24 protein-coding genes and 1 tRNA gene are annotated in these 24,226 nt (G+C 57.9%); 15 read left to right on the top strand and 10 right to left on the bottom strand.

Annotated elements, in window-relative coordinates:
* Nucleotides 1–116 precede the first annotated feature (116 nt).
* From ACO07T_RS02075 to ACO07T_RS02050, 6 genes are all read left to right on the top strand, one after another.
* Nucleotides 117–944, top strand: coding sequence for a M28 family peptidase (locus ACO07T_RS02075; RefSeq protein ID WP_422048049.1), 828 nt, complete (start codon nt 117–119; stop codon nt 942–944).
* A gap of 61 nt (nt 945–1,005) precedes the next feature.
* A complete protein-coding gene (locus ACO07T_RS02070) occupies nt 1,006–1,617 on the top strand; it encodes a hypothetical protein (protein ID WP_422048048.1) in 612 nt (203 codons plus the stop codon).
* 373 nt (nt 1,618–1,990) lie between these two features.
* Nucleotides 1,991–2,356: a hypothetical protein gene (locus tag ACO07T_RS02065; protein WP_422048047.1), complete on the top strand. Its 366-nt coding sequence runs from the start codon at nt 1,991–1,993 to the stop codon at nt 2,354–2,356.
* Complete coding sequence (locus ACO07T_RS02060; RefSeq protein ID WP_422048046.1) at nt 2,343–3,359, top strand: tyrosine-type recombinase/integrase; 1,017 nt, start codon at nt 2,343–2,345, stop codon at nt 3,357–3,359. Before ACO07T_RS02065 ends, ACO07T_RS02060 begins: the two co-directional genes overlap by 14 nt.
* Before the next feature lie 42 nt (nt 3,360–3,401).
* Nucleotides 3,402–3,719, top strand: a complete 318-nt coding sequence (locus tag ACO07T_RS02055) for a hypothetical protein (protein ID WP_422048045.1) — start codon at nt 3,402–3,404, stop codon at nt 3,717–3,719.
* A gap of 1 nt (nt 3,720) precedes the next feature.
* Nucleotides 3,721–4,242 carry a hypothetical protein gene (locus tag ACO07T_RS02050; RefSeq protein WP_422048044.1) on the top strand — a complete coding sequence of 174 codons (522 nt, stop codon included), beginning with the start codon at nt 3,721–3,723 and terminating at the stop codon, nt 4,240–4,242.
* A 1,069-nt stretch (nt 4,243–5,311) separates the two neighbouring features.
* Here the strand turns inward: ACO07T_RS02050 and ACO07T_RS02045 are convergent.
* Nucleotides 5,312–5,385 (bottom strand) — tRNA-Cys (locus tag ACO07T_RS02045).
* Between the two features lie 244 nt (nt 5,386–5,629).
* Here ACO07T_RS02045 and ACO07T_RS02040 point away from each other — a divergent pair.
* The 3 genes from ACO07T_RS02040 to ACO07T_RS02030 all read left to right on the top strand — a co-directional run bounded on the left by ACO07T_RS02040 (nt 5,630) and on the right by ACO07T_RS02030 (nt 8,814).
* Nucleotides 5,630–6,283 (top strand): protein-L-isoaspartate O-methyltransferase family protein, encoded by a 654-nt coding sequence (locus ACO07T_RS02040; protein ID WP_422048043.1) that lies wholly within the window; start codon nt 5,630–5,632, stop codon nt 6,281–6,283.
* Nucleotides 6,284–6,326: 43 nt separating this feature from the next.
* Nucleotides 6,327–7,745, top strand: coding sequence for a TolC family outer membrane protein (locus tag ACO07T_RS02035; protein WP_209078558.1), 1,419 nt, complete (start codon nt 6,327–6,329; stop codon nt 7,743–7,745).
* A gap of 73 nt (nt 7,746–7,818) precedes the next feature.
* On the top strand, nt 7,819–8,814 hold the full coding sequence (locus ACO07T_RS02030) for a hypothetical protein (protein WP_422048042.1): 996 nt from the start codon (nt 7,819–7,821) through the stop codon (nt 8,812–8,814).
* Nucleotides 8,815–8,998: 184 nt separating this feature from the next.
* Here the strand turns inward: ACO07T_RS02030 and ACO07T_RS02025 are convergent, their stop codons facing one another.
* Nucleotides 8,999–9,319 carry a DUF6280 family protein gene (locus ACO07T_RS02025; RefSeq protein ID WP_209065235.1) on the bottom strand — a complete coding sequence of 107 codons (321 nt, stop codon included), beginning with the start codon at nt 9,317–9,319 and terminating at the stop codon, nt 8,999–9,001.
* Between the two features lie 219 nt (nt 9,320–9,538).
* On the opposite strand from ACO07T_RS02025, the gene efp reads away from it, so the two are divergent.
* Together efp and ACO07T_RS02015 are read left to right on the top strand one after the other, a co-directional pair.
* A complete protein-coding gene (gene efp / locus ACO07T_RS02020; protein WP_209065234.1) occupies nt 9,539–10,102 on the top strand; it encodes an elongation factor P in 564 nt (187 codons plus the stop codon).
* 80 nt (nt 10,103–10,182) lie between these two features.
* Nucleotides 10,183–10,656, top strand: coding sequence for a GNAT family N-acetyltransferase (locus ACO07T_RS02015; RefSeq protein WP_422048041.1), 474 nt, complete (start codon nt 10,183–10,185; stop codon nt 10,654–10,656).
* A 5-nt stretch (nt 10,657–10,661) separates the two neighbouring features.
* Here the strand turns inward: ACO07T_RS02015 and ACO07T_RS02010 are convergent, their stop codons facing one another.
* Entirely contained in the window at nt 10,662–11,405 is a 744-nt protein-coding gene (locus tag ACO07T_RS02010) for a YgfZ/GcvT domain-containing protein (protein ID WP_422048040.1), read from the bottom strand.
* A 73-nt stretch (nt 11,406–11,478) separates the two neighbouring features.
* Between ACO07T_RS02010 and ACO07T_RS02005 the strand changes: the two genes are divergently transcribed.
* Nucleotides 11,479–12,168, top strand: coding sequence for a TIGR04283 family arsenosugar biosynthesis glycosyltransferase (locus ACO07T_RS02005; protein WP_422048039.1), 690 nt, complete (start codon nt 11,479–11,481; stop codon nt 12,166–12,168).
* On the opposite strand, the gene ACO07T_RS02000 is transcribed toward ACO07T_RS02005, so the two are convergent.
* Nucleotides 12,169–14,043 (bottom strand): ABC transporter ATP-binding protein, encoded by a 1,875-nt coding sequence (locus tag ACO07T_RS02000; protein WP_422048038.1) that lies wholly within the window; start codon nt 14,041–14,043, stop codon nt 12,169–12,171.
* Between the two features lie 200 nt (nt 14,044–14,243).
* On the opposite strand from ACO07T_RS02000, the gene ACO07T_RS01995 reads away from it, so the two are divergent.
* Nucleotides 14,244–15,440 carry a pyridoxal-phosphate-dependent aminotransferase family protein gene (locus ACO07T_RS01995; RefSeq protein ID WP_422048037.1) on the top strand — a complete coding sequence of 399 codons (1,197 nt, stop codon included), beginning with the start codon at nt 14,244–14,246 and terminating at the stop codon, nt 15,438–15,440.
* A gap of 3 nt (nt 15,441–15,443) precedes the next feature.
* On the opposite strand, the gene ACO07T_RS01990 is transcribed toward ACO07T_RS01995, so the two are convergent.
* Both ACO07T_RS01990 and ACO07T_RS01985 read right to left on the bottom strand, forming a co-directional pair.
* Nucleotides 15,444–15,638: a hypothetical protein gene (locus ACO07T_RS01990; protein WP_209078563.1), complete on the bottom strand. Its 195-nt coding sequence runs from the start codon at nt 15,636–15,638 to the stop codon at nt 15,444–15,446.
* A 72-nt stretch (nt 15,639–15,710) separates the two neighbouring features.
* The gene (locus ACO07T_RS01985) at nt 15,711–16,817 is read right to left on the bottom strand and encodes a pyridoxal phosphate-dependent aminotransferase (RefSeq protein WP_422048594.1); all 1,107 of its coding nucleotides are present in this window, start codon (nt 16,815–16,817) and stop codon (nt 15,711–15,713) included.
* Between the two features lie 120 nt (nt 16,818–16,937).
* Between ACO07T_RS01985 and ACO07T_RS01980 the strand changes: the two genes are divergently transcribed.
* Entirely contained in the window at nt 16,938–17,729 is a 792-nt protein-coding gene (locus ACO07T_RS01980) for a crotonase/enoyl-CoA hydratase family protein (RefSeq protein ID WP_422048036.1), read from the top strand.
* Nucleotides 17,730–17,862: 133 nt separating this feature from the next.
* Here ACO07T_RS01980 and ACO07T_RS01975 read toward each other — a convergent pair whose 3' ends face one another.
* The 4 genes from ACO07T_RS01975 to ACO07T_RS01960 form a co-directional block, all read right to left on the bottom strand.
* Nucleotides 17,863–18,189, bottom strand: coding sequence for a DUF1992 domain-containing protein (locus ACO07T_RS01975; protein WP_209099722.1), 327 nt, complete (start codon nt 18,187–18,189; stop codon nt 17,863–17,865).
* A gap of 141 nt (nt 18,190–18,330) precedes the next feature.
* Nucleotides 18,331–21,465 (bottom strand): valine--tRNA ligase, encoded by a 3,135-nt coding sequence (locus tag ACO07T_RS01970; RefSeq protein WP_422048035.1) that lies wholly within the window; start codon nt 21,463–21,465, stop codon nt 18,331–18,333.
* Between the two features lie 253 nt (nt 21,466–21,718).
* Nucleotides 21,719–22,345, bottom strand: coding sequence for an HD domain-containing protein (locus tag ACO07T_RS01965; RefSeq protein WP_209084805.1), 627 nt, complete (start codon nt 22,343–22,345; stop codon nt 21,719–21,721).
* A gap of 14 nt (nt 22,346–22,359) precedes the next feature.
* The gene (locus tag ACO07T_RS01960; protein ID WP_422048034.1) at nt 22,360–23,220 is read right to left on the bottom strand and encodes a phytanoyl-CoA dioxygenase family protein; all 861 of its coding nucleotides are present in this window, start codon (nt 23,218–23,220) and stop codon (nt 22,360–22,362) included.
* Between the two features lie 101 nt (nt 23,221–23,321).
* Between ACO07T_RS01960 and ACO07T_RS01955 the strand changes: the two genes are divergently transcribed.
* Nucleotides 23,322–24,212, top strand: coding sequence for a LysR family transcriptional regulator (locus ACO07T_RS01955; RefSeq protein WP_209084481.1), 891 nt, complete (start codon nt 23,322–23,324; stop codon nt 24,210–24,212).
* Nucleotides 24,213–24,226 lie beyond the last annotated feature (14 nt).

The raw sequence follows: 24,226 nt of genomic DNA, 5'->3' as shown, positions 1-24,226 counted from the left end.
CAGGCGACCAGTACACTCTCGAGTGGGGCCAGAAATACCTGGCTCCTATCATGGGGGAGCCTGACGCTCATGGGAACTACACTCTAATCATCGGAGATAAACCCAATGTGGCTTTCATGTCTCATTACGACACTGTGCATCGCATGGGAGGACTTCAAGACGTACTCCTTGACGATGAGGGGTATCTCTATGCCCCCAATTCCTCCTGCCTCGGGGCAGACTGTGGCACTGGCGTCTGGCTCTGTCTTGAGCTCATCCGAGCTGGCGTAGAGGGCGTCTACGTTATCCACGCTGACGAAGAGATTGGCTGTGTCGGATCTACGGCGTTGGTCAAGGATAACCCGAGTTGGCTTGAGCACGTTGATTTCGCAATCTCGTTCGATCGTTTCGGTTACGACTCTGTGATCACTCACCAGATGGGCCAAAAGTCGGCCTCAGGTGACTTTGCGTCTTCCTTCGGGGATGCCGTGGACATGGGCGAGGATCACGTCTGGCAACCTGACTCTGGTGGTGTCTTCACTGACTCAGCTGAGTACGTCTCGGTTGTGTCGGAGTGTACCAACATCTCGGTTGGGTATTTCAATCAGCACACTTCCAAGGAAACTCAAGACTACGGCTTTGCGTATGACTTGAGGGACGCTCTGGTTGCAACTGATTGGTCACAACTTGTGGCAAAGCGCGATCCATCACTCACGGAATGGGATGAACGCTGGGAACGCCTCATGGGCGAGCGACAGGAAACAGGAGGTATTCATTGGTCTACCGCTTGGTCTGACATCGCCACTGACGACGACAATAAGGACCCTGAGTATGAGACCATGGCTGACATGGTTCACGCTCATCCTGAAGAGGTCGCCAAGATGCTGAGGGCTTACGGGTTCACAACCTATGATCTCGCTGAAGAGATCGGGCTGTCGTCTTACCCTGCGGGGTGTGCTGCATAGCAGGGGAGGGCTTCGGTCCTTCCTATCATCACATCGAACTATAAATACAAGGACGTAGAAGATGTTCGATATACCTGTTGAGCAAACAACAAAAAATACTTTGGTTGAACTGATGGGAACTCTGGATACCTCGGATCAACCTAACCTGATACGCCGTGACGCCATAGCTTCTCTCGAGTCTCGTGGCTTCACAAATGCAAACACTGGCGAAGGTATCTTGGCGCTGGCGGTCGCCACGCACCCTGATATTCCTGATCGGGTCTACAAGCTGGTCCACACGGACACACAACAGGACCCCTACCTCGTGTACGCCTCATGGGTGTACGAGAATAAACTGTGGGAAAAGAACCCCCACTTTCCGCGAATATTTGAGATCGTTCACTCGGACGACTCACCTGTTGCTCTGGTTGTTATGGAGCGACTCACTGAACTGATTTGGGAAGATCAACCAGAGTGGATACGGGATGACTACTATCTGGTTAAAGGTTTTCTCTACTCAGATGATTTTTCTTACCAGATGGTAAACAAGGATCATGCCAACAGACCACTCACGACAGCCGCAGAGCAACTGACTGAATACTGCTCTGATTTCCCTTATAATTTTGATCTTCATAAGGGAAACGTGATGCTGAGAAACGACCTATTGGTTATTACCGACCCCCTTTGTTCCTAAACTGTCTCTCGGTGCGGAACAAATTGTTCGCTTGAACGCGCTTTTCTATACGGTTAAGGGGAGTCTTCGTAAACTAAGTAAAGTTTGAGTTTAAGAGGCTCCCCAACATGTACCACCCCAAGAATATTGCTTCCATGAGTTTGGCTGAACCCTTTCATATGAGGGTCATACGACTTCATTTTTGTCTCTACTCATGTAAAGAGGTTGCGAAACGCTTATCTCTCCTCTATCGAGAAGCTACGGGAGTGAGTGTACCTGTGGCCAATGAAAATATACTTAGGATGCAACTTAACGATGCATTTGAAGATTTTGAAACCCTTACAGGGTCTACTCACCCTTTGGCCAACCTAAGTGAACAAGAAGGTTTTGATTTATGGAACATGACGAAACGGGAACCTCCCTCAGTAAAATAATTGCTCTTGGACAGCGACTGTCTCAGTTCGACGTGAAGATGCAGATCTCAACTGCACTCGCGCTGATCTATGTCGCTAAGTTTCAAGATCGACCTGAAGGGGTAACCACTGCCGATCTGCAAAAGTGGCTCGGCGTCTCTTCGGCAGCTGCCTCACGCAACTCCTACTACTGGGGTGACGGAACTCAGGACATGCCGAATGCAGGTTTCGGATTAATCCGCGTCGAGATGGACCCAATGGACCGCAGAAAGCGTGTTCTTCGGTTAACGCCTCGAGGCGAAGCGTTTGTAAATCAACTAAAAGGGATCGTAGATGGCTCGACCTAGAGGAAATCGCTGGCAAGCTGATGCAGAGTATCAGGGAAAACGTAAGCGTCGTAGTTTCCCTTCAAAAGAAGAAGCGGAGGCGTGGGAAGCTCAAGTTCGCCTCGCTGATGTCCAAGGACTACCGATGCCTGGGGAAGCTCGGGCTGATGGACAAGAAGCTGGTTCGTTCAAAGCTTTCATTGACGACAACTTCAACTTCCTTTGGGGTGACAAACGCTCTCAAGAGACACCCAAAGAAATACTTAGCAACCTGTGTAAAGACGAGTTCATTGGAGGTGACACACCTATCACCTCGATTGACTTCTCTATGCTGGTTAAGTTGGTGGATAAACTCTCCAAAGGTGGCAACTCTGGTGCAACCATCAATCGTAAGATGGACACTCTGAATAAGCTTTTGGAACACGCCAAGAAACTTGGGGTTATCACAGAGGTTCCTCGAACAGACCGACAGAAAGAGTCCAAAGGGCGCATGAGGTTCTTCACGAAAGACGAAGAGAAACTCATGATGAGTACCTTTGATCACTTCGGGCTCATCGAAGCGAAACACTTCACCAACTTCTTGCTCTACACAGGGGCGCGGAGACGTGAGGCATATAACTTCCAGTTCAGGGACGTCCTAGAGCGCTCTAACGCTGTCTCTTTGTGGCTCACCAAGGCAGAGGACCCTAGGTCCCTACCTATCACTCAACCAGTCGCCGACGCGATTGAATACTGTATGCGCCGGAAGGACCGTGATCCGACCGCTCGAATGTTCGAGATCGAATACAAGCAATACTACAACCACTGGCAGCGTGTCAGGGAGCACCTTGGGTTCTTGGATGACCCTGGTTTTATCCCACATACTCTCAGGCATACTTGCGCCTCAAGGCTGGTGCAGTCAGGTATCGACCTCAGGCGCGTCCAGACGTACATGGGGCATAAGTCAATCCAGACCACGCTCCGATACGCACACTTAGCTCCAACCGACTTAGAAGTCGCTGCAAAGGCTCTAGAGAAATTCTAGGGCCTTAATTTTTTCCATTCTTCCTATTCAAAAGGACAACACATGCATCCTGCAAAGATTGCGGGGCTGACTATTGTCGGTCTCGCGGGAACTCTCGCTATCTCTTGGTTCATGCTCGACGTCAAAGGCGCGTTCATGGCGAAGGAAGAGGCAATCCGAACCAAAGTACACGCCCAAAGTCAATCCTACGTGGATGGCATGAAGACGGAACTTGGCCGGATCAAGATGGAACACCTGAAGGCCGACGCAGCTGGCCGGATCGGTATCGAGAACCACGTCCGCGACACCTATTCCAAGGTTGATACCTCGGATTTCCCCCAGCACCTCAAAGATTTCCTGACCCAAGTTGGAGTATACTAATATGAAACGCCTTGTCCTTTTCACCACCGCCCTCGCAACAGCTCTGACTCTGGCCGCATGTAAACCTGAAGCGAAACCTGCGAGCTCCGATCAAATCCAAGCTCAACAAGCCGAGAAACTGGCGCGTGAAGCCGCTCAGAAAGTGGGTGCTCCTGCTATCACCAATTTCACAGAGAAGAAGTTGGTTCGGTGGCTCTATGAGCTACGTGACGAGCCGAACTACCGCACCTACAGCTACATGGTCACAATGACGGGCGATCTGATCAAGATTTGTGACTCCGTGGGGTATGGTATCAACGCCTCTATCCAGTTCTCAAACCCAGACAAGATTGTCGCCAACTCACGCTCCTCGACCTATGGTTCTGTGTTCGGGACGCTGCCTCAAGCGGAACCCAACGGCCTCTTCATGCCCGAAGGCTTGGCCGCGACATACGTCATGTGTGTCGATGAAGAAAACGATGACGTGAAGGCCGTGTATGTGGAGCCTGAGGTGATCGTGTCTCCTATCAAATTGGACTGGTGATGCGTGTCTTAATAGGCTGTGAGTGTAGTGATACAGTTCGTAAGGCCTTCGAGGACGAAGGACACGATGCGTGGTCATGTGATTTAAAACCTAGCGAAGTAGCAGGTAGTAATAAGCACATCCAAGCAGATCTCTTTGATGTCCTCGACCCTTCCAATGTCATCCTTTATGGGACTTGGGATGTCTTAATCGTTATGCACCCTCCTTGTACTAGGCTGTGCAACTCGGGCGTCCGTTGGTACTCAAAACCTCCAACCAATCCACCCTCTAGCTGTACTGAAGAAGAGGCTTTGGCTTGGCCTAACTTATCCAACGACGATAGACTGAAGATGCTTTGGACCCACTTGGATCGAGGCGCAGAGTTCTTCGATAAGTGCCTTAACGTAGGTATTGAGTTTGTCGCTTGTGAGAACCCTGTCATGCACAAGTACGCCAAGAAGCGTATCAACTTTGGAGAGGTGCAGCCTTTCTATGTCCAACCTTGGCAGTTTGGGTGTGATGAAGACGGTCCGGACAACGAAAAGAAACGAACAGGCTTCTGGTGTAGGAACCTACCTAAGTTAGTTCCTACAGGAACCCTTGATGGTTCAACTGCCCGTAACTCAGTACACCACGCCACTCCGGGTGAAGACCGCGCTACCGAGCGTAGTCGTTTCTTTCCTGGGTTGGCTAAAGCAATGGCAGTGCAGTGGGGAACTCACGCTAGTAGGGCGGCGTAGCTCATGACTCCCAAAAAAAACATCTTGGCTGGTAAGGTGCACCTTGTCTCTCATGAGGGTACGTTTGCTAAGGCTCTTTTCTCGTTAGGGAGAGAGGCATTTATGAAAGCTGAGACCATCACGCTCGACACCAGAGCGCAGGGTGGAGACCTAAGGTTTATCAAGAACCGCTCAGGTTTGCTTGGCGTTGTCACGCTAGAAACTTGGAAGAAAAGTACAGGTCTCGACAGTGTGTCACAGTGTGACTCGAGTGTGCCAAGCTGTGCCAAAAGTGTGTCATTGTGACACAAACTCTCCGATAGCTTAGAGAGTTTTTACACTCTCAAGTACCTGATTTTTAAGGGTAATTATGGAGGCGAGTACCGGAATCGAACCGGTGTGGACGGATTTGCAATCCGCTGCGTCACCACTCCGCCAACTCGCCATCCGTGGTGTTTGGGATCTCCCAAAAGTGGCGCATAAATGGTCCGAATCTGAGGCGGGTGCAAGCCCCTTTTTCAGAATGCTGCGCAATCCTGTCACAAAAAATTAATCGCAAGCGGGCCTTATGAGGCGGCCTCCTTTGCGCAGACATGCCACAGGTGACGCAAAAGACAGATCGACTCCGTTGCTGTGACTGCGCAGTTGTGGCAAGACTTTTGCAGAGAGTCTCCTTCCATGGGATTGAAATGACTGACTTCGCTGAACTTCGCACCACCATGGTGGACACACAGGTCCGCCCGTCAGACGTGACAAAATACACGGTGATTGAGGCCCTGCTTGAGGTGCCACGCGAGGCGTTTGTGCCGACAGGGCAGCGCGCCGCCGCTTATGCGGACACCTGCGTCACGCTGGATTCGGGGCGGGTGGTGCTGGATGCGCGCACATTTGCGAAGATGCTGGACGCGCTGGATATTCAGAACGAAGAGCTGGTCCTCGATATTGGCACCGGGCTGGGGTATTCCTCCGCGGTCATCGCGCGCATGGCGGAGGCGGTGATTGCCGTTGAGGATGATGAGTTCCGCGCTTCTGAGGCGCAGACCACCTTGAGCGAGCAGGGCGCGGACAATGCGATTGTGCACACCGGCGCGCTTGCTGAGGGCGCAGCAGAACACGGTCCCTATGATGTGATCCTTTTGCAGGGCGGCGTTGAAGAGCTTCCTGCAACGATTCTTGAACAGCTCAAAGAGGGTGGCCGGATTGGCGCCCTGTTTGTGGAAGGTGCGCTGGGGGTTGTGCGCATCGGGTATAAAATTGATGGCCAGGTCAACTGGAGCTTTGCGTTTAACGCAAATGCGCCGGTCTTGCCCGGCTTTGAGAAACAGCGCGCTTTTGAATTATAAGCAAAACAGGCACCTTGCGCGGACAGAAAAAGAGGCAGCAACAATGTTCCACACTTTCAAAAAAACGGCCCGGCATGGCATGCTAGCGCTCTCGCTGACCGTTGGGTTGAGCGGGTTTGCTCAGGCGCAGACGCTTTCCGACGCGCTGGCCACTGCTTATGAACACAGCGGTTTGCTTGAGCAAAACCGCGCGTTGCTGCGTGCGGCCGACGAAGACGTCGCGGCCTCCACCGCCTTGCTGCGTCCGATCATCAACTGGTCTGCCAGCATCGATCACAACTACAGCGCCAACCGCTCCAGCGCGACCGGCAACCGCCGTGTCACAGACTGGGCGACCAGCAGCTCTGTGGGCATCTCCGCGAGCATTTTGCTCTATGACAGCGGCGCGACCAAAAACGCTGTGGAAGCCACAAAAGAAACCGTGCTGGCCACCCGCCAGTCGCTGGTTTCTGTAGAGCAGCAGGTGCTGTTTGACGCGGTGCAGTCTTTCATGGACGTGGTGCGCGACAAGGAAATCGTTGAGCTGCGCATCAACAACCTTCGCCTTCTTGAGCGCGAACTGCAGGCCGCACAGGACCGCTTTGAGGTTGGCGAAGTGACCCGTACTGACGTGGCGCTGGCCGAAGCACGGCTTGCCGGTGCGCGCGCCTCTTTGGCGGCTGCACAGGGCGATCTCGCAGCCAGCGAAGAATTTTACGCAGCCGCCATCGGTTCGCGTCCGAATAACCTTGTGACCCCGACCTCTCTGCCAAGCGCGGCCAATTCGATTGAAGAAGCCAAAGCCGTGGCCATCCGCTCGCACCCGGACATGCGCCGGGTTCAGCACGAAATTCTGGCGGCTGAGTTCAATGTGAACCGTGCGCGCGCGGTCATGAACCCGTCACTGAGCTTTGAATCCTCGGTGGCCACGACCCAGCGTTTTGACAATGACAACTACAGCGAAGGGGCAAACTTCGGTGTTGTGGTCTCCGGCCCGATCTATCAGGGCGGCCGCCTGTCGGCGCTGCTGCGTCAGAGCATGGCACGCCGCGATGCGGTGCGGGCCTCCCTGCACCTGACACGCCACAACATCCGCCAGCAGGCGGGCACGGCATGGTCGCGCTTTGTGGCTTCTGGTTCCCAGATTCAGGCCAGTGGCCGTCAGGTGGATGCAGCTCGGATTGCGTTTGAAGGTGTTCGTGAGGAAGCCAAGCTGGGCGCACGTACCACGCTTGATGTTCTGACCGCAGAGCAGGATCTGCTGGACGCGGAAGCAGATCGAATCACCGCACAGGCGACACAGATTGTGGCAGCCTATGGTGTGCTCTCCTCCATGGGGCTGCTGACGGTGGATCACCTGAACCTGCGCGTGGAGCGCTACGATCCGGAAGCTTATTACAACCTGGTTAAAGACGCGCCAGCGCTGCGCTCAAAGCAGGGGCAACAGCTGGACCGTGTGCTGCGAGCCATTGGGAAAGAATAACAATTTTTCCTATCTGTTGTGCCGTTCATTCCCAATCGTTACACTCGCGGTGAGGTAAGAGCGGTAATCAACGATGTCTGACGCGGTAACAAATACTGAAATCGAAGATGTGTTGTCTTCCATTCGCCGACTGGTTTCTGACAACCGGTCGGTTGATGCACGAGAGGACGATGTGTCTGAAGACGCGGCCGCTCCGTTGTCTGCCTTTCGTGGCGAGGCTGAGGCTTCGACTGAGGCCCAGACAGAGGCTGACGAAACAGCATCGGCTACGGATACGCCGCTGGCGCTGGTGTTGACACCGGCGCAGCGTGTGCCGGAAGCGGATGACCTGCCAGAGGCTGATGTAGAGAGGACTTCGGCTGCAGGCGAGGAGACGCTGGCGTCGGCTCGTCAGGCGGATGAGTTTTCCTTTGATGCGGATATCGTGCGGGCCTCCAAAGAGGATCCCTACGAGCCGAAAGACCCTTTTGCATTGTCCCCGCTGGAAGCCGAAGATGATCTCGACATCGAGGCTTTTGCAAATGAAGCCCTCTCAGTCAGCGATGAATATGCTGTCGAAGAGGAGGCGCTTTCCTCTGTCGAAGATGGGGTAGAGACGGCGGACGCTGAGGCCGAAGGTGACGCGGCCGAGGTGACGGAGGAGGCGGCAGATCTGCCTCAGGAGCCGATCGAAGAAGATCGGCCATTTGACTTCAAGCAAGTTCTGGAAACACGCATTCATCAGTTCCGTGACGCTGAAACCGCAGAGGATGTTGCAGCCATTGATATGGCTGCGGCAGAGCGGGCGCATCATGAGGAGGATGTTGTTGCGGCGGAGGCCATGATGGCGGATCTGGAAGGCAAGATACACGAAGAGGTCGTGCAATCCGCAGAATTGCCCGGGATCGAAGATCTGGCGGAGACGCTGGAAGAGACCTCTGAAATCGACGAGGCAATGCTGCGCGAGATGGTGGCAGACATTGTGCGTCAGGAGCTTCAGGGCGCGCTGGGTGAGCGCATCACGCGCAATGTGCGCAAGCTGGTGCGGCGGGAGATCCATCGCGCGCTGGCCGCGCATGATCTGGGCTGACCGGTAGCCGGCACCACTGTTTCTGCGCCTTGAGAGAGCAGGTCTTTTGCCTGCTTCATTCAGCGATGAAATCAGTGATCTACCGGTGATACCATAGCCGGTTTCAACATTTGTGCATGGTATTAGAAAACAAAAAACGCGCCCCTTTTAGGCGCGTTTTTTGTTTGGCAGCGCGTGGCTTGCCTTAGGCAGCTTCTGCCTGAGCAGCAGCATTGCGGCGTTCGCTTTCTTCACGCGACAACGCAACAGAGGTGCGAACACCCTTGCCGACAAATTCCATCAGCCCTTCGACCACGCGTTCGTTCGGGTCGATACCGGCGCAGGACAGCACTTCGCGACCGTCGCGGGACCGCGCCCAACGCGCGATTTGCTCCGGACCATTGCCGTATTTTTTGTCGTCCGCAATGGCATCATCCAACGCAGCCAAAACAACTGCCGCAAAGAGTTTGCGGGCGCGGTTGCCTTGTTCATTGTTGTAAGCCGCTGCATCAACGAAATCGGTCATCTCGTCGTCCTTGTGTTATTGCTCTTGTGTTTTTCGGCGTGTCGCTCCTTATGAAGCATTCCGCACGATTCGGGTAGCCCGTGTTTGCATAGCTTCTATGCGTGAAATGCATATCGCTCAAAAGTTGGGCTCCGCATCGGGCCTCCTTGCCAGCTGCCGACTGGCCAGATATAGGATGCGAAACAACTCAATCAACCTTTTTTCTATCGGTTTCTGAACATGCCAAAGATCAACGGAAATGAAATTCGCCCCGGCAACGTGCTGGAGCACAACGGGGGTCTTTGGGCCGCCGTCAAGGTCGACCACGTGAAACCCGGCAAAGGTGGCGCATTTGCACAGGTCGAAATGAAGAACCTGCGCAACGGCTCCAAACTGAACGAGCGTTTCCGGTCTGCCGACAAGGTAGAGCGCGTGCGTCTGGAGCAGAAAGACCAGCAGTTCCTCTATGAGGATGACGGCATGCTGATCTTCATGGACACCGAAACTTATGAGCAAAATCAAATCTCTGCGGAGTTGCTCGGTGAGCGTCGCCCGTTCTTGCAGGACGGTATGACCATCGTTGTGGAGTTCTATGAAGCAGAGGCGCTGAACGCGACACTGCCACAGAAAGTGACCTGCAAAATTGTCGAGACTGAGCCGGTTGTGAAGGGCCAGACAGCGGCAAATTCCTTCAAGCCAGCGGTGCTGGACAATGGTGTGCGCGTGATGGTGCCACCGTTTGTGGGGCAGGACGAAGACATCGTCGTGAACACCGAAACCATGGAATATTCCGAGCGCGCATAAGCCGCGCACGGACCCTTTTCCCCGCGCAGTCTGCCGGGGGCAAAACCCAAAAACCTCCGGCCAACAACCGGAGGTTTTTTATGATCCGCATTTTAGCAATAGATGAGATCGGCATGATCCTGCCGCTTTCGGCGCAGGTGCAGGCGATTCACGCGGCCAAACACCCAGAACAATACTGCGCGGAGGTGCCAGAGGCCGCGGCCAAGGCGTTTTTTGAGGAAAAGATTCGCGACGGCGCGCAGCTTTTTGTGGCCGAAGATGACGTTGGCGCTGTCTGTGGGTTCTTACTCGCGGTGCCAAACCGCCGGGAAGGCAATCCGTTTGTTTATGCCAGCGCGCTCGTGGAGCTGGACCAGATCTGCGTGGATGAGCGCTGCCGCGGGCAGGGCATCGGTGCGAAGCTGATTGGCGCAATGGAGCTCTGGATGTGGGAAGAGGGCTATGGGGAATGGAGATCGGTCGTGCATGACTTCAACGCCCATTCCCAGAACCTGATGCGCGGGCAGGGGGCAAATGTGCTGGCGTTTCGGTTTCAGAAAACTCTCACGCCTTAGGCGGCCTAGCCTTTGTAGGTGACGGTGGCCTCTCCGGCGGTCATGCCGTCTCCCGCGCGGTCATAGCGCAGATACGCCAGCGCTTTGCCGCCGGACTGGCTGTAGAGTTTGCCGACTTCACGCCCGTCGCGCAGGATTGGTGTGCCCACTGGCGCTGCGCCTTCGATCTCGACCAGAGCGAGGCCTTTGCGCAGCTCGGTCTTGTGCTTCATGCGGGCGGTGACTTCCTGGCCGACATAACAGCCCTTGCGAAAGTCCACGCCGTTAAGGCGCTCAAACCCCATCTCCAGAATGTAGCTGTCACCATCAAGCTCGATGCCGGTGGAGGGCACCTGATTGGCCACGGTCAGCGCGGTCCAGTCAACGGTGTCATCGGTTTGTGCAGCCTCACGGTAGGCGCGCCAGCCAAGTTCCGTATCACGCGGGTCGGGCGCGCCATCCTCCGGTATGTCGCCAAGTCCGCGATGCAGGTGCAGGTCGGTCTCGGCAATCGCCACATCCGCGCGCAGTTTGTACATGCTGAGACGTTGGATCAGCGCAGGGGCCTGAGCCGCATCTGCATCCAGCAGAATGTCTGCGCCGTCGCGTTTCAGGAAGAAATCCGCGATGTATTTACCCTGAGGCGTGAGCAGCGCGGCATAGAGCAGGCCATCGCTCAGATGGTCCAGATCGTTGGTCACAAGCCCTTGCAGGAAGCTTTCGGTGTCAGCCCCGCTGAGGCGGAGGATCTTGCGGGCGGGCGTGGTCATGCGGTTCGTCCTGTTCTTGCGTACTCTTCTCATATAGAAGCGCTTCTGCCGTGCAACAGGGCAGGACAAAGAAATGCGCGCTCCACTCAGTGTGATCATCCCGACGCTTAACGCTGAACAGGCGCTGCCGGCCTGTCTGGGCGCGCTCTATGCGGGTGTGTCTGCGGGGATTTTGCGCGAGTTGATTGTGGTGGATGGCGGCTCTGAGGATCAGACGCTGGCCATTGCCGATGAGGTTGGGGCGAAGATCATCCGCACCACACCCTCGCGCGGTGGGCAGTTGCGGCAGGGCGGGGAGCTGGCCACGGGGGAGTGGCTGCTGTTTGTCCATGCCGATACGGTTCTGTCTGAAAACTGGGCGGAAGCGGTAGAGGCCAAACTCGGTCAGTCTGACAAAGCCGGATGGTTCACGCTGGCCTTTGATACGCCCGGACCTGCGGGGCGATTTGTGGCCGGATGGGCCAATCTGCGCAGCCGGGTGTTCGGCCTGCCTTATGGTGATCAGGCGCTGTTGATTTCGCGGCGGCTTTACGGGCAGCTTGGCGGCTATGACGATATTCCATTAATGGAAGATGTGGCCTTGGCGCGGCGCTTGGGGAGCAAGCGACTGGTGCGTCTTGATGCCATCGCCACAACCAGCGCCGAGAAATACCGCAAGCAGGGATGGCTGCGCCGGGGGCGGCGCAACCTTCTGACGTTGCTGAGGTATTTTCTAGGTGCCAAACCGGAGACACTGGCGGCGTCTTACCGGAAAGGCAGCTGATCAGCGCCGGAACGCGAGACGGTCAAACAGCCGCCCGACAAAGGTTTTCTGCTCCGCCGCGTGATCCTGACCGATGGATTTCACAGGCTTGAGCGCGCGCGCCTCAGCCGTCTCGCCACTGGTTTTGAACTGCAACTCATGCAGCTCCGCATAGACCCCGCCACGGGCCAGAAGCTCGTCATGGGTGCCTTCATCGACCACGACGCCTTTGTCCATCACCACGATCTTATCCGCCTCGCGCACAGTGGAAAGGCGGTGGGCGATGACCAGCGTGGTTCGGCCGGTGGAAAGCTTGTCCAGCGCGGCCTGCACGATGGTTTCAGAGCGCGTGTCGAGCGCGGAGGTGGCCTCATCCAGCAGGAGGATCGGCGTGTTGCGCAGCAGCGCGCGCGCAATCACCACCCGCTGGCGCTGTCCGCCAGAGAGGTTGGAGCCGCGCGGGCCAACCTGTGTGTTGAGACCGTCAGCGAGCTTGGGCAGGAAATCCGCCACATGAGCCGCTTTCAGCACCTCTTCCAGCCGGGCATCATCGACGTTTTGCTGATCTAAAACGATGTTTTCGCGCAGCGTGTCGTCAAACAGAACGGCTTCCTGAGAGACCACAGAGAACAGGCTGCGCAGATCCGCCAGCGTCATGGCGCGGTTGTCGACCGTGCCGATCAGGCTGTGGCCTTTTTGAGGGTCCACCAGACGTGTCAGCACGTTGAAGAGCGTGGACTTGCCTGCGCCCGACGCACCGACAATGGCGGTGGTCTTGCCGGCCTCGGCCACAAAGCTGGTGCCGTTGAGCACTTTCACATCGCCATAGGAGAGATGCACATCTTTGAGTTCGATGGCGGGGACGCCTGTCGGGGCCGCAACCGGTGTGGTGGGCGACTGGATGGTGGGCTCCGTTTCGACCAGCTCCTTGAGCCGTTCAATGGCGGCGGCGGCCACTTGCCAGCGTCCGGACAGACCTGCGAGGCGGCGCAGCGGTTCAAACATCATGCCAAGGGCGGTGAAGAAGGCCATGAACTGTCCCACGGTCTTTTCGCCAGCCACAATCTCCCCGCCGCCGTAAAGCAGCACGCAGAAAAAGCCGATGCCTGCGGTGATATCGATCATCCCGGCAATGGAGGAGGTGCCAAACGTGGAACGGACCTCGGCGCGCACGAGCTGTTTGGTCCAGGCTTTGAATTTGCCGCTCTGATAGCGTTCCAGCAGGTTGAGTTTGACCGGCACGATGCCGTGGAAAATCTCATCCAGCAACGTTGCGATTTTGGCCCCATGATCGCGCGCTTCACGGGCGCGGCGGCGCACAAATCGCTGAGCGGCCAGAGAGGGCATCACCAGAAGTGGCGTGCCAACGCAGGCCACCAATGTCCAGCGCCAGTCCACGTTTACGGCCACTGCCACAAGCGCGATCATCGACATAAAATCACGGCCAGCCCCCATGATGAAGCTCGACCAGACACCGTTTATGGCGCTCACGTCTGCCTGAACTCGTTGGATCAGGTAGCCCGGCGGGTGGGTCTGATGAAAGGCGTTGTCCTGAATCATCATCCGGCCCAGCAGATCGCCACGCAGATCCGCGGCTGAGCGTTGCGTGGCCGCGGTCATCATCGTTTTATGCGCCACGCTTGTGACGCCGCGCAGAAAGAAGATGAACGCAAAAATAAGCCCGACGCTCCAGAGGGCATCGGCGTTTTCACCGGCAAAGGCGTTGTCAAACATCGGCTCCATCATCCAGGCCATGACACCCAGAGAGGTGCCTTCGATGGCCATCAGGAAAGCGGAGGCAAACAAGAGCCACTTGTGCTTCTTCAGGTATTTGCGCCAGAGCCAGGAAAGCAAATAGCCGTTGTCTTTTGGCGGTTGGCCGTCGGTGTTGGTCACGTGTGTCGCCCTTATCGGCAGTGATCTGTCTGTCTTGACCTTTACAGGGCGGCGCGACCTGAAACCAGTGGGAATGCGGATGGCGTTTCTTTGGGCGTATCACCAAATGCGAAGGGCTGTCGCACAAACTGTGATGGTGCAGGAATTGACGCGGCAGGACTTCAAGATACTGTTTGCGCTGAATCTATTCGGAGACCCCCATGCAACTCTCACAAGGACAGACCTACCTCGCGATTCCCGGACCATCGGTGATGCCGGAGGCTGTTTTGCGGGCCATGCACCGAACGGCCCCCAATATCTATGAGGGGGAGCTGATCGACCTGACCGCGGGTGTATTGCGCGATCTGAAGAAAGTGGCGCGCACGGAACATCACGCGGCAATTTATATCGGCAACGGCCATGCGGTCTGGGAGGCGTCGCTGGCCAATGTTGTGGAACCGGGTGACAAGGTGCTGGTGCTCGCGGCAGGGACCTTTGGCCATGGCTGGGGGGAAATGGCGGTTGGTCTTGGGGCGGAGGCTGAGGTGATCGACTTTGGCCGCCAGTCCCCGATTGATCCGGCCCGTGTTGCCGAGGCGCTGACCGCTGACGTCACTCACGAGATCAAGGCGGTGCTTGTCACCCATGTGGACACATCCACATCGCTGAAATGCGACGTGTCTGCGCTGCGCAAAGCCATGGACGCGACCGGGCATCCGGCGCTGTTGATGGTGGATTGCATTGCCTCTTTGGGCTGTGACCGTTTTGAGATGGACGCCTGGGGCGTGGATGTGATGGTGGCAGGGTCCCAAAAGGGGCTGATGGTGCCTCCGGGCATGGGGTTTGTGTTTTTTAACGAAAAAGCAGCGGCGCGTCGGGCAGAACTGAAGCGTGTGAGCCGCTATTGGGACTGGGCGCCTCGGGTCAATCCTGACGTGTACTACCAGCATTTCTGTGGCACCGCGCCGACCCATCATCTTTATGGGCTGCGGGTGGCGCTGGATATGCTGATGGACGAAGGCATGGAGCACGTCTGGCAGCGCCATGAAACCTTGGCACGTGCGATCTGGGCGGCGAGTGAGGCCTGGGGGGCAGGTGGCCCGCTGGCGCTGAATGTCGCGCAGGCGCAGGATCGCAGCACCGCAGTGACCTCTCTGCAGATTGGCGCGGAGCACGGCACGCGCCTGCGCCGTTGGTGTCAGGACAATGCCGGGCTGACGCTTGGCATCGGGCTTGGCATGGCCACCGAGGAGGACCCGCAAAGCGACGGCTTTTTCCGGTTTGGCCATATGGGCCATGTGAATGCCCAAATGATCATGGGAATGCTGGCCACGGTGCAGGCGGGCATGATGGCACTGGATATTCCCCACGGGCCGGGCGCGGTGGAGGCGGCGGCCAAGGTGATTGCTGAGGCCTGAAGCTTACGATCTGGGCGCGTGCCGGTCTTTGCGGCGCGCGAGCCGATCAATACCCGCGTTCAAAATCACCGCCAGCACCATAACTGCGGGCATTCCCCAGAGAATAAAGATCAGAACAAATACCCACATGAGGTTCACAAACCCCATGACCAGCGCGGCGTTGGTGTAGTTCGGTGCAGACTGTACCGGACCTGACATTGTGCATTCTCCTACAGACAGACTACCCCGAGTTTGCCCGCGCCATAGGAAAATATTCGTGAACAGGGCGGGCTAGCCGGAAAGTGCCGACAGCGTCTCGCCAAGGGCGGCGTCAAACAGGGCCAGATCCTCGGCAGGGGCGCAGCTGACGCGGATGCAGCGGTTTTGCGGCGCCACAAACGGCATACGCACAAAGATGCCGCGGGCAACAAGCCCTTCAAGAACCGCTTTGGCAAAAGCGCCGTCCCGGCCGCAGTCTATGGTGACAAAATTGGTTGCTGAGGGCAGAGCCTTCAGGCCATGCGCGGCAGCGATGCGGGTGATTTCAGCCCGCGCGACCGCAACCTTGTCACAGGTGGAGTGCAGCCAGTCGTTGTCTTCAAGTGCGGCCAGCGCCCCGGCTTGTGCGGCGCGGTTCATGCCGAAATGATTGCGGATCTTCTCAAAGGCGCGGATCAGCTCCTTGGCCCCCATGGCATAGCCCACACGGGCACCGGCCATGCCGTAGCCTTTGGAGAAAGTGCGCATGCGGATCACGCGCGGATCTTCGATCTCCACCGGGGCGGCGGTGCCCTCCGGCGCCAGCTCCACATAGGCTTCATCCAGCAGAAGCAGGCAGCCCTCAGGGATATTGTCAAACTGTGCGGCGATGTCAGTGCCTTTGAACCAGCTGCCCATCGGGTTGTCCGGATTGGCGAAGTAGACAAGCTTTGCGTCCACCTCCGCCGCCTTGGCCAGCAGCGCAGGCAGGTCTTCCGCGTCGTCTTTGTAAGGCACCGCGTGCAGCACACCGCCAAAGCCCGCCACGTGATAGTTGAAGGTCGGATAAGCCCCGAGCGATGTGACCACCGCATCACCCGGCTCAATCAGCAGGCGGACCAGATAGCCAAGTAACCCGTCGATGCCTTCGCCAACCACAATGTTGTCGGCGTCGACCTTGTGATGGGCGGCCAGCGCGTGGCGCAGCTCAAAGCTTTCCGGATCGCCATACATCCAGATGCCATCTGTTGCCTGTGCCATGGCGGCAATGGCTTTGGGAGAAGGTCCAAAGATGTTTTCGTTGGCGCCCATGCGGGCGGCAAACGCATGGCCCATAGCGCGCTCCTGCGCTTCGGGGCCGACAAAAGGAACGGTGGCGGGCAGGCCTTGGGCCAATTTGGTATAGCGAGGTCCGGTCATGGCGCGGAAGGTGCCGCATATGCTTATGCGGGACAAGGGGAATTGCCCTCACGTCAGGGTGGATTTTTGCCGGAGCGCGTCGGAGTGTATGGCAAGTATTGCCTTTGGGAGGAGAGCAGCATGGCCCGCGTTTCTGTAGAGATTGAGAACCACATAGCCCGCGTGACCCTGACGCGCGGAGATAAAATGAATGCGCTGGATCCGGAGATGCTGGAGGCCATTGCCGCTGCGGGCGAGAGCCTGATGGACAAAGAGGACGTCCGTGTGGTGGTGCTCTCAGGCGAAGGCAAGGCCTTCTGCGCCGGGCTTGACGTGATGTCCTTTGGGGCGATGGCTGGCAAAGATCCGGAAGAGCTGTTGATGCCGCGCCGCTTTGGAAACAGCAATCTGTTTCAGCAGGTGGCCATGGTCTGGCGCAAGCTGCCGGTGCCGGTGATCTGTGCGCTGCAGGGGGTGGCTTATGGCGGCGGGCTGCAAATCGCGCTGGGTGCGGATGTGCGCTTTGCCGCGCCGGGCACGAAGATGTCTGTGATGGAGATGAAATGGGGCATTGTGCCGGATATGGGCGGCATGGTGCTTCTGCCGCAGCTCACCCGCTCCGATGTGATCCGCAAGCTGACCTACACGGCGACCCCGTTTGAAGCGGCGCAGGCCGCGGACTGGGGGCTGGTGACCGAGGTGGTGGACGATCCGCTGGCCGCAGCGCTGGCGCTCGCTGAGGAGATCGCAGGCAAAAGCCCCTCGGCCATTCGCGCAGCCAAAGCGCTGATCGGGTTTGCCGAAACCCACGCCGCGGATGAGGATGCCGTGCTGCTGGAGGAAAGCCGCGTGCAGACCACGCTGATGGGCAAGCCGCATCAGATGGCGGTGATTGCCGCCAACCTGCAGAAACGGGCACCGGTGTTTAAGTAAGCGCGGGACGTGCGGCTGGATTTGCGCGCAAGCTTTGCTGCATAGCCAGCCGGTATAGTGATCAGGGGCAAGGATCACATGGGGGCCAGCCCCCATACCCCCGGGATATTTGACGAATGAGAAAGCCCAAGGGCTACTTCAGGAACTTGCGGTAGGCATCGCGTTCGATGTTATAGGCCAGCTCCAGCTCGGAGATTTTTGCCATCAGGCGCTTTTTCTCCGCAGGATCCGTGGCTTGTTGCCAGTCTTGTTTGGCTGCCTCAAGCGCCTCTTTGAGTTTGAATTCCCGGGGCAGGACGCCTGCGCGCGCCATGATGGAATGGCCCACAGAGGTGGCGGCATCCTCACCGTCATGACGTTTGGGGAGCGGTTTGCCTTCGCCCTCAAGACCGTTCAGCTGGCCCTGTGCCTGAGCCTTTTTGATCTGACGTTCGATGAGGTTTGAAAAGCTGCGGATCATGCCCAGACAATAGGCATGATCCGGCTGATTTTAAAGTGCTCCGAGCACTTTGCGTTAGACTTGAATCGCTTGTTCCCTGCCTCTCCCATTCGGTCGAACGGGAAAAGCGATCCTCTTGTCTCACATAAAACGCAAAGTGCTTCAGTCCAGCTCTGCGAGCTTGGCCAGAGCCCCTTTGATCTTGGCTTCCTCGGCTTCACGCGCGGCGAGGTTTTCACGGGCTTCTTCCACCACCTCATCCGGCGCGGAGGCGACGAATTTGGGGTTGTTCAGACGCCCGCGCAGACCGCCAAGTTCCTTGGCGAGCTTGCCAAGACCCTTCTCAAGGCGCGCTTTTTCCGCATCGATGTCGATGATGTCGGCCAGCGGCAAGCCAAAGGTTGCGCCATCGACCGCCACGGTCGCGGTGCCTTTGGGGAACGCGGCGACTTCCTCAAGTGACACCACACGCGCAATCTTGAAGATCAGCGCCTGGTTGGCGGCAAAGGCGGCGCGGTTTTCCTCGGTGATCTCGCTCACAACCACATCGATTTTTGCGCCCGCGTTCACGCCCATCTGGGCGCGCACGGAGCGGATGTTGTCGATCACGGAAATCACCCAGTTCATCTCGCGGTCGGCTTTGGCGTCGACAAACTCTGCCGCCGTGTAGGTCGGCCAGTCGGCGTGCACCAGCATTTTGGCGCGGTCGCCAAGGTTGCCCCAGAGCTCTTCGGTGATGAACGGCATGATCGGGTGCAGCAGGATCAGGCACTGGTCGATGACCCAGCGCATGGTGGCTTTGGTTTCAGCCACCGCTGCGGCGTCCTCTGAGGAGAACAGCGGCTTGGAGAACTCCAGATACCAGTCACAGACCTTGCCCCAGACAAAGGCGTAAAGCGCGCTGGCGGCATCGTTGAAGCGGAAGCTTTCCAGCGCCGCATCGACCTCTTCGCGCACCTTGGCTGTTTCGCCAATGATCCAGAGGTTGGCGGTTTGCGAGAGTGTTTCACCGCCCCAGGCTGTCACGTCGTCTTCAAACACGCCGTTCATCTCGGCAAAGCGCGCGGCGTTCCAGAGTTTGGTGCCGAAGTTGCGATAGCCCGCGATGCGCTGCATGTCGAGTTTCAGCACGCCGCCCAGAGCCGCCATGGCCGCGGAGGAGAAACGCAGCGCATCGGCGCCGTACTCATCAATGATTTCCAGCGGGTCCATCACGTTGCCGGTGGATTTGGACATCTTCTTGCCCTTGGCGTCGCGCACAAGGCCGTGGAGGTAGACCGTGTCAAACGGGATCTGATCGACCACAGCAAGCTGCATCATCATCATGCGCGCCACCCAGAAGAACAGGATGTCTTGCCCGGTGACCAGCGTGGAGGTCGGGAAATATTTTGCCAGCTCGTCGGTCTGCTCAGGCCAGCCCAGCGTGCCGATGGGCCAGAGGCCGGAGGAGAACCATGTGTCGAGCACGTCGGGGTCGCGCCAGACTGGGAAGACCAGCTTGAGTGGGTCCTGATCCACCACATATTGCGCGAGGCTTTCGGCCAGCATGTGGATGGCTTCGTGTTTGTCCGCCACCTCAACCACTTTGGCGTTGTTCAGCGGAGCCGGAATGTTGGCGTTGTCGTCCAGGAACTGCGCGGCGACATCGTCAAAGCTTGCGGCGCAGTGCATGACATTGCCCCGGTGCAGCATGCCGCCTTCGCCAAGCAAACGGCCCATTTCAACAAGATCGAGCGCGCCATTGGTCTCGTCGTCTTTGAAGTCCTCTGCGGACAGGTCAAGACCGTACCAAACCGGGATCTGGTGGCCCCACCACAGTTGGCGGGAGATACACCAAGGCTCGATGTTTTCCAGCCAGTGGTAGTAGGTTTTCTCACCGGACTCCGGCAGGATTTTCACGGTGCCGTCGCGCACCGCGTCCAGCGCCGGGCCAACCACTTTCTCTGCATCCACAAACCACTGGTCGGTCAGCATCGGCTCGATCACCACTTTGGAGCGGTCGCCAAAAGGCTGCATGATCGGTTTGTTCTCGACCATCGGCACCTCGCGGGTGGCCTCATGGCCTTCTTCATCGACGTAGGTCTCTGTGAAGGTCACGGCGAGACCTTCTGATGTGATCTGTTCGACCACCAGTTTGCGCGCCTCAAAGCGATCCAGCCCACGCAGCTCGTCTGGCACGAGGTTGACCGCGTCGGCCTGATTTTCGGTGAGGGTTTGTTCGCCTTTGGCCACAGCCATAGCCAGGGTGGCGGCAGAGGCGTAGTCTTCGCCATCCGCGCGCATTGCGCCTTTGGTGTCCATCAGGCGGTACATCGGGATGCCACCGCGCTTGGCGACCTGATAGTCGTTGAAATCATGCGCGCCGGTGATTTTCACCGCACCGGAACCGAAGTCTTTGTCCGGATACTCATCGGTGATGATCGGGATCAGACGGCGGTGCTCTTTTGGCCCAACCGGGATCTCGCAGAGCTGGCCAATGATCGGCGCATAGCGCTCATCAGACGGGTGCACGGCCACAGCGCCGTCACCCAGCATGGTTTCAGGCCGCGTGGTGGCGATGGAGATATAGTCGCGCTCTTCCTCCAGCACGACGTTGCCGTCCTCGTCCTTCTCGACGTAGGTGTAGGTGGCGCCATTTGCGAGCGGGTATTTGAAGTGCCACATGTGGCCTGCGACCTCGATGTTTTCCACTTCGAGGTCGGAAATCGCGGTTTCAAAATGCGGGTCCCAGTTCACGAGGCGCTTGCCGCGATAGATCAGGCCTTTGTTGTACATCTCAACAAAGACTTTCAGCACCGCGTCGTGGAAGTTGCCGCCCGCCACATCCGCAGGCGCACCGGGCGCGCCGGACATGGTGAAGGCTTCGCGGTTCCAGTCACAGGACGCGCCAAGGCGCTTGAGCTGGTTGACGATGGTGCCGCCGCTTTCACCTTTCCAGTCCCAGACCTTCTCAAGGAATTTCTCACGGCCCAGCTCGCGGCGGGAGGGTTGCTGGGTTTCGGCCAGCTTGCGCTCCACAACCATCTGGGTGGCGATGCCCGCGTGGTCGGTGCCCGGCTGCCAGAGCGTGTCAAAGCCCTGCATGCGCTTCCAGCGGATCAGGATGTCCTGCAGCGTGTTGTTGAACGCGTGGCCCATGTGCAGAACGCCGGTCACGTTGGGCGGCGGGATCATGATGCAGTAGGTGGAGGCCCCGGGCTTTGCATTTGCGCCTGCGGTGAAGCAGCCTGCTTTTTCCCATGCGTCATAGAGCCGGCCTTCGGCTTCGGCTGCGTTGAAGGTCTTTTCCATCGCCATTGGTCTGATCCCTTTTGTCGGTCGGGCCGTTTATCAATCGGACCTGTCTCTAGCGAAAGCGCAGGCAAAGGGGAAGCGGGAAGCGGGGAGAATTGCTTAAAGCGTGGTGATCGGGCGCATCTGCACCGCAAAGGACGGGTTTGCGGGGTGTTTTGTGCGGGATGGCGGAAAAGCGCGCCCGCCCCATTGTTGTGCCAGAGGGCATGGGGCGGGCGCGCTCTTCTTACAGGTCAAAAATACCCAATGCGCTGCCCTAAGCGTCCGCGCGCTCGGCAGCGATGGCGGCATCGGTCAGTGGCACGCGCTCGCCGGGGCGGATCACCGCGGGGTCATAGGCGGGGCGGTCAAAGACCTCGCGCACCATCGGGGCAAAGAACGATAGCGGCAGCGTGTCATACTCCGGATCAAAGCTGGCCTGATCCCAGCGTTCGCAGAACACTTCGTTGTCCTCAAAATAGGGATGGCCGCGGTGGCGCTCGCGTTTGTTCTGGTCGTAGCCGTCCAGATGCTGACCGTAGTAGACCATCTGGAAATCGCCATGGGTCTCCACCACCCATTTGCACTGTTCCCGAACAAAAGGTTTGAGGATCGTGGCGGCGTATTCGTCGTGATTGTAGGGCGCGTAGATGTCGCCAATGTCATGCAGCAGAGCGGCGACAACCCAATCCGTATCCGCGCCGTCGCGCCAGGCGCGGGTGGCGGATTGCAGGGAATGGCCAAGGCGCGTGATCTGATAACCTGACAGGCTTTCGTCAAGCTCCACCAGCGCCTTCATCAGCCGATCAGCGGTGTGTTTGGTGTGGTCAATTTCCAGCGCGTTAAGGAATTCATATTCCTCTTTGGTGCCGTCCTTCATCTGGGTGAAGGCCACTTTGTCCATTTTGGGTTCCTGTGTCATCCGTAGAGCCTTTTGGTGTCTTTGCTGCCTTTCATGAGGGCGGCGGCTTGGGCGGTTCTGATTTCTTCGTAAAGGCGCACGGCCTCTGGTGCAAAAGCGGTTGGGGGCGGTGCAACATGGATGAAGTTGCCAATGCGATCCACGCCGCGCACCAGCATGGCGTAGTCTTTGTCCGCCACCTGTTGGGCTATTTCCGGGCGGATGTAGCGAATGACAAAGCCGATGCGGCGGTCATCCGCGCTGTTGGGGCCGGAGCCGTGTATGGTGAGGCCGTGATGCAAAGACATCTGACCGGGTTGGAGTTCGATGGCAGTGCGGTCTGAGTCAGCTATGTCGACGGCGATTTCCTGACCGCGCGACAGCAGATTGTCCGCACCATGGGTGTCCGTATGCGGCAGGATCGGGTTCTTGTGGCTGCCGCTGACAAATTCCATACAGCCTGAGGCCTTTGTGGCAGGCGAGAGCGCAATCCATGCGGTCACCAGCCCGTCAATCTCGCCCAAGCCCCAATAGGTGAGGTCTTGGTGCATGGAAACAAAAGCCTCGGTCTTGGGTTCCTTGATGAAGAACTCCGCGCTCCAGACCAGAATGTTGGGGCCAAGCACGCTTTCGACGATATCAAGTACGCGCGGATCGGCGGCGAGACGCGCGGCCATGGGCAAAACCACATGGCTGTTCACCCGTTTGTAGCTGTTGAGCGGCAGCGGCAGGTCGGCGGTGAGCCAGTTGCGCTCGATGGTTTCGAGCTCTGCGCGCCACTCGGCGGCCTCGGCGGCGGGCATGACATCCAGTGGGAAGAGGTAGCCGTCTTCCCAATATTGGCTCTGTTGGTGCTGGCTGAGGGTGTCTTGGGGCATGGGGCCTCCCGTGGCTGCTTTCCAAAACGATACGCAGAGGGGGCAAAATCGCAGCATGATGGTTGTGGACGGGGAGGCTAAGTTTTTCTTATGCTCGATCCATGCAGAAACGGGTGCCATCACTGAACTGGCTGCGGGTGTTTGAGGCAGCAGCCCGGGCGGAGAGCTTTGCGCGGGCGGCGGAGCAGCTCAATATGTCGGCGGCGGCGGTGAGCCAGCAGGTGCGCAGCCTTGAGGAAAAGCTCGGCGCGCCGTTGTTTGAGCGTCATGCCCATTCGGTGCAGCTCACAGAGGCGGGTCGGGCCTATCTGCCGCCGGTGCAGCAGGCGCTGATGACGCTGGAGGAGGCCACAGAGGGCATTTTTGGTCAGAGCCGGGAGCAAGGGCTTTACCTGCAGTGTGTTCTGATCTTTGCCCATGGCATTCTGGCGCGGGGGCTGAAGGACTTTGAGGCGCAGCATCCCGGTGTCTCGGTCATGCTGAGCACCGGCAATTCCGCGCGGGATCTGCAGAGCGGGTTCAGCGATCTGAAAATCATCTTCGGCAATCCGCACGCTTACGGGGCCGAAAGTGACCGGATCATGGGGGAATGGCTGTTTCCGGTGGCCCTGCCGGAGATCGCCGCGCAGATTTCACAGCCCGGCGATTTGCTGCAATGGCCGTTGATTGAGGTGGGCACCCATCGCTCTGGATGGCGGCAGGTGCTGGAAGAGGCGCGTGTGCGGCCGGGCGCTGGGCGCATGGTGTTTGCCGACAGCACGATCATGGCCATGTCGATGGCACGTGAAGGGCGCGGGATCGCCTTGGCGCGCGCCCCGGCGAGCGATGGCGAAATGCGCGGCGCAGGCTTGCAGCCCTGTCTTGAGGGCTTTTGTGTGCGTGGCTCCCAAGCCTATCACCTGATCTATGAGGATCTGCGCGGATTGCGCAAACCGGCGCGTCAGTTTCGCGACTGGCTGCTGGATTGGGTGGCCACGCAGGGCTGGGACTGAGCCGTCTTGCCCGA

The organism is Shimia sp., from assembly GCF_965227725.1.
Lineage (GTDB): Bacteria > Pseudomonadota > Alphaproteobacteria > Rhodobacterales > Rhodobacteraceae > Shimia.
The sequence above is the reverse complement of the archived record's forward strand: the minus strand, read 5'-3'. Positions and strand labels throughout refer to the sequence as shown.

Bases quoted from the DNA above. Each gene is read 5' to 3' on its own strand.
- ACO07T_RS01965 (WP_209084805.1), bottom strand. From the start codon at position 22,345: ATGGACAAAGTGGCCTTCACCCAGATGAAGGACGGCACCAAAGAGGAA.
- ACO07T_RS01975 (WP_209099722.1), bottom strand. From the start codon at position 18,189: ATGATCCGCAGCTTTTCAAACCTCATCGAACGTCAGATCAAAAAGGCT.
- ACO07T_RS01995 (WP_422048037.1), top strand. From the start codon at position 14,244: ATGCAACTCTCACAAGGACAGACCTACCTCGCGATTCCCGGACCATCG.
- ACO07T_RS02070 (WP_422048048.1), top strand. From the start codon at position 1,006: ATGTTCGATATACCTGTTGAGCAAACAACAAAAAATACTTTGGTTGAA.
- ACO07T_RS02075 (WP_422048049.1), top strand. From the start codon at position 117: ATGTCTCATTACGACACTGTGCATCGCATGGGAGGACTTCAAGACGTA.
- ACO07T_RS02025 (WP_209065235.1), bottom strand. From the start codon at position 9,319: ATGACCGATTTCGTTGATGCAGCGGCTTACAACAATGAACAAGGCAAC.
- ACO07T_RS02065 (WP_422048047.1), top strand. From the start codon at position 1,991: ATGGAACATGACGAAACGGGAACCTCCCTCAGTAAAATAATTGCTCTT.
- ACO07T_RS02050 (WP_422048044.1), top strand. From the start codon at position 3,721: ATGAAACGCCTTGTCCTTTTCACCACCGCCCTCGCAACAGCTCTGACT.
- ACO07T_RS01955 (WP_209084481.1), top strand. From the start codon at position 23,322: ATGCAGAAACGGGTGCCATCACTGAACTGGCTGCGGGTGTTTGAGGCA.
- ACO07T_RS01980 (WP_422048036.1), top strand. From the start codon at position 16,938: ATGGCCCGCGTTTCTGTAGAGATTGAGAACCACATAGCCCGCGTGACC.
- ACO07T_RS02015 (WP_422048041.1), top strand. From the start codon at position 10,183: ATGATCCGCATTTTAGCAATAGATGAGATCGGCATGATCCTGCCGCTT.
- ACO07T_RS02030 (WP_422048042.1), top strand. From the start codon at position 7,819: ATGTCTGACGCGGTAACAAATACTGAAATCGAAGATGTGTTGTCTTCC.
- ACO07T_RS02005 (WP_422048039.1), top strand. From the start codon at position 11,479: ATGCGCGCTCCACTCAGTGTGATCATCCCGACGCTTAACGCTGAACAG.
- ACO07T_RS02060 (WP_422048046.1), top strand. From the start codon at position 2,343: ATGGCTCGACCTAGAGGAAATCGCTGGCAAGCTGATGCAGAGTATCAG.
- ACO07T_RS01970 (WP_422048035.1), bottom strand. From the start codon at position 21,465: ATGGCGATGGAAAAGACCTTCAACGCAGCCGAAGCCGAAGGCCGGCTC.
- ACO07T_RS01990 (WP_209078563.1), bottom strand. From the start codon at position 15,638: ATGTCAGGTCCGGTACAGTCTGCACCGAACTACACCAACGCCGCGCTG.
- ACO07T_RS01960 (WP_422048034.1), bottom strand. From the start codon at position 23,220: ATGCCCCAAGACACCCTCAGCCAGCACCAACAGAGCCAATATTGGGAA.
- ACO07T_RS02055 (WP_422048045.1), top strand. From the start codon at position 3,402: ATGCATCCTGCAAAGATTGCGGGGCTGACTATTGTCGGTCTCGCGGGA.
- ACO07T_RS02010 (WP_422048040.1), bottom strand. From the start codon at position 11,405: ATGACCACGCCCGCCCGCAAGATCCTCCGCCTCAGCGGGGCTGACACC.
- ACO07T_RS02035 (WP_209078558.1), top strand. From the start codon at position 6,327: ATGTTCCACACTTTCAAAAAAACGGCCCGGCATGGCATGCTAGCGCTC.
- ACO07T_RS02040 (WP_422048043.1), top strand. From the start codon at position 5,630: ATGACTGACTTCGCTGAACTTCGCACCACCATGGTGGACACACAGGTC.
- ACO07T_RS01985 (WP_422048594.1), bottom strand. From the start codon at position 16,817: ATGACCGGACCTCGCTATACCAAATTGGCCCAAGGCCTGCCCGCCACC.
- efp (WP_209065234.1), top strand. From the start codon at position 9,539: ATGCCAAAGATCAACGGAAATGAAATTCGCCCCGGCAACGTGCTGGAG.